The organism is Streptomyces sp. SID5910, assembly GCF_009862125.1.
Lineage (GTDB): Bacteria > Actinomycetota > Actinomycetes > Streptomycetales > Streptomycetaceae > Streptomyces.
On sequence record NZ_WWHX01000595.1, the window covers coordinates 1 to 3,442 of the forward strand.

The following is a 3,442-nucleotide window of genomic DNA, read 5'->3' on the forward strand; positions in this document are numbered from 1 at the left end:
CCGGGTGCGGCGCGGTGGCGGCAGCAGTCCCCGCTGCTCGTAGAAACGCAGCGCCCTGGGTGTCGCGCCGACGGCTGCCGCGGCGTCGCCGATCCGCATCGTGTGTGCCTCCCGCTCGTCGTCAGGCGTCGTCAACCGCGCCCGGGAGGTCGACGACGACCGTACCGAAGGTCTGTCCCCGGGTCAGTTCCTGCAACGCCCGCGGGGCCTCGTCGATGCCCTCGAACCGGGTCAGCGCGAATTGGATCTCGCCGGAGCGTAGCCAGCCGTCGAAGCGCTCGTTCCATTCGGCCTCCACGTCCGGGTGGTCGACGCCGGTGTATCCGCGCAGGGACGCCCCCTTGACGACGAGCCGGAAGGTGTCGATCCGCGTCGGTGCCGTCGCTCCCGAGCCGTGCGGGTCGAGCTGCCCGGACAGCGCTCCGACCAGGGCGAAGCGGGCGCCTTGCCGGGCCGCCGCCACGGCCGCGGTGAGCTGGACGCCTCCGACGTTGTCCAGCACGACGTCGACGCCGTCCGGGGCGGCCTCGGCGAGCTGCCGGGAGAAGGCGCGGTACGCGGTCTCCTGGTCCCCGCGCCATGAGCCGCCGGTCAGGACGGCGTCGTAGCCGAGTTCGGACGTCAGGCGCTTGGCCTTGTCCGGTGAGCCCGTAGTGCCGATGACCCGGGCGGCGCCGAGCAGCCGGGCGATCTGTCCGGCCAGCGAGCCCACGCCGCCCGCGGCGCCGGTGACCAGGACGACGTCGCCCTCGCGTACGCCGGCGAGGCGGGTCAGCGCCCCGTAGGCGGCGGAGCCGGAGGAGATGCGGGCGGCGGGCTCGGCCGGCGCCGGGCCCACGGGGACGCAGCCGGCCAGGGGCACGAGGGCGTACTCGCGCCAGCCCATCAGGTGGGTCACCAGGTCGCCGGTGCCGAGGGAGCTGCCGGGCGGCGCGGCGACGACCTCGCCGACGGCCGGCCCGAACAGGGTGTCCCCGGGGCTCAGTCCGGGCACCGGCGTCTCCTCGGCCCCTCCGCCGACGAGGGTGCGCAGACCGCCGAAGACCTGGAAGTGGCGGTTGCGGACGAGGACATGGCCCGGTTCCGGAGCGGGGGTGGCCGTCTCTACGACGGTGAAGTCCTCCGGTACGGGCAGTGCCTCGGGCACGCGGGCGAGCCGCACCTCGCGGCTGGTGCGGGGCAGGACGGTGGTCATGGGCGGCCTCCTGGGGCGTGCGCGTGGGAGCCCGACCGGGCGCGGCGCATGGCCGGGCACCGGGCGGGACGGCGCGAGGACGCTAATCCCTGACCCGCACGTCAGGGTCAAGCCCGCGAGGACACTCCCGCGGCCGCGGCTCAGCGGGTCCGGTAGCGGGCGTAGATCAGTCCGCTGTCGAAGGCGCGCTCCTCGGCCAGTTCGAGATCGAGGCGTACGCCGTCGGGGAAGAAGCGCTTGCCGCCGCCGACCACGCTCGTGGTGATGAACAGGTGGTACTCGTCCACCAGGCCGGCCGCGATCGCCTGGGCCGCGAGGTTCGGGCCGTCGACGGTGAGGTCGTGCTCGGCCTCGGCCTTGAGCCTGCGCACCGCGTCGGGGTCGAAGGTCCGCTCGATCCTGGTCCGCGCGCTGGACACCGAGTCGAGCGTCGTGGAGTACACGACCTTCTCCGCGGCCTGCCAGTCGCGGGCGTACCGCACGATGTGCGGCGGCACGTCGGGCGCGGTGTGCGCGGTCTCCCAGAAGACCATCGTCTCGTACATCCGCCGGCCGTAGAGGTACGTGCCCACGGGCCGGAAGAGGTCGCCGATGAAGGTGTGCACCTCCTCGTCCTGCGCTCCGTTGCCGAGGTCGCCCTGCGCCGCCTCGGCGTAGCCGTCGAGCGAGGTGATCATCGAGTAGATGAGCTTGGCCATGCGTGTCCCCTCCTGGTGCGAGCGCGTCCTGTCCGCCGACGCTCCAGAGGATGACTCCCGCACGCCCCGGAACTCATCGATCGGCCGGCCGCCGGTTCCGTCTGCCCCGCCCTCGTCGCGGATCCGACGACCCGACCACCGGATTCTTAGGTTAGCCTTACCTCAATCTCGGCGGGTGTGCCGCCGAAACCCGGCCATTCCTGCCGTCGGCCGGCCCGTGGTGAGGAGCGAGGGTGGGGGAAGCGATGACCGGGCGCGGCGTCATACGCCGCGCTGTCGCCGGGCAGCGCAAGGACGTCGTACTGGGGTCGGTGCTGAGCTCCGCGCACCAGGTGGGGGAAGTGCTCGTACCGGTCCTCGTCGGCGTCGCGGTGGACCGCGCGGTCGCCCGGCCGGACGCCGGGGAACTGCTCGTGTGGCTCGCCGTGCTGGCCGTCGTGTACACGATGCTGTCGTTCGGCTTCCGCCTCGGTTCCCGCGCCGGTGAACGCGCCGCCGAACAGGCCGCCCACGAACTGCGGACGGACCTCGTACGCCGGATCCTCGCCCCGCGCGCGGGCGCCGAGGCGGGCCGGCCGCCCGGGGCGCTGGTGAACGTCGCCACCGAGGACGCCCGCCGCGTCGGTGCCGTGGCCATGGCCGTGGTCCTCGGCGTCGCCGCGGTGATCGGCGTGGTCGCGGGCGCGGTGCTGCTGCTGCGCGCCTCCGTGCCCCTCGGACTGCTGGTCCTGCTGGGCGCCCCCGCCCTGATGGCGCTCGGTCACTTCCTGGCCATGCCCCTGGAGCAGCGCAGCGCCGCCGAGCAGGAGCGGGCCGCGCACGCGTCCGGAGTGGCCGCTGACCTGGTCGCCGGGGTGCGCGTGCTGAAGGGGCTGCGCGCCGAGGCGGCGGCCGTGGCACGCTACCGGGCGACCAGCCGGGCCTCGCGGTCGGCCAGCGTCCGCGCCGCCCGCGCCGAGGCCCTTCAGACCGGCCTGATGCAGACCCTGACCGGCCTGTTCATCGCCCTGGTGGCGCTGGTCGGCGGCCGGCTGGTGCTCAGCGGGTCGATCGGTCTGGGAGCCCTGGTCTCCGCCGTCGGACTGGCCCTGCTGCTGCCGGCGCCGGTCGGCATGCTGGCCTGGGTGGGGACGGAGTTCGCCAAGGCCCGGGCCTCGGCCGCGCGGATCGCCGACGTCCTGTCCGCGCCCGGCGAGACCACGGGAGGCACCGGGACGCCTGCCCCGGACGGGCCCGGCGGGCTGCGGCTGACCGGGGTGACGTACGGCGGCCTGGAGCGGGTCGATCTGACGGTGCGTCCCGGGGAGACGGTGGGCGTCGTCGTGACCGACCCCGCGCACGCGGCGGCCCTCCTGCACTGCCTCGCCCGCCGCCGCGACCCCGACGAGGGCCGCGTCGAGATCGACGGGCTGGACCTCGCCGGACTGGCGCCGGACGCGCTGCGCTCGGTGCTGCTGGTGGCCGACCACGACGCGCAGCTCTTCGACGGCTCGGTACGGGAGAACGTCACCGCCGCCGCCCCGCCGGGCTCCGACCCGTCCCGGGCGAT

Annotated in this window: 4 protein-coding genes; 1 reads left to right on the top strand and 3 read right to left on the bottom strand. The window is 74.8% G+C overall.

Annotated features, from left to right (window positions below; genetic code table 11):
* The 3 genes from GTW67_RS20900 to GTW67_RS20910 form a co-directional block, all read right to left on the bottom strand.
* Positions 1-99 (bottom strand): MerR family DNA-binding transcriptional regulator (locus GTW67_RS20900; protein ID WP_161166331.1); only part of this gene is annotated, 99 nt, incomplete at its 3' end.
* Between the two features lie 22 nt (positions 100-121).
* On the bottom strand, positions 122-1,195 hold the full coding sequence (locus GTW67_RS20905; RefSeq protein WP_161166332.1) for an MDR family NADP-dependent oxidoreductase: 1,074 nt from the start codon (positions 1,193-1,195) through the stop codon (positions 122-124).
* 140 nt (positions 1,196-1,335) lie between these two features.
* Positions 1,336-1,893, bottom strand: a complete 558-nt coding sequence (locus GTW67_RS20910; protein WP_161166333.1) for a dihydrofolate reductase family protein — start codon at positions 1,891-1,893, stop codon at positions 1,336-1,338.
* Between the two features lie 245 nt (positions 1,894-2,138).
* Between GTW67_RS20910 and GTW67_RS20915 the strand changes: the two genes are divergently transcribed.
* A partial coding sequence (locus GTW67_RS20915; RefSeq protein ID WP_161166334.1) for an ABC transporter transmembrane domain-containing protein occupies positions 2,139-3,442 on the top strand: 1,304 nt, incomplete at its 3' end.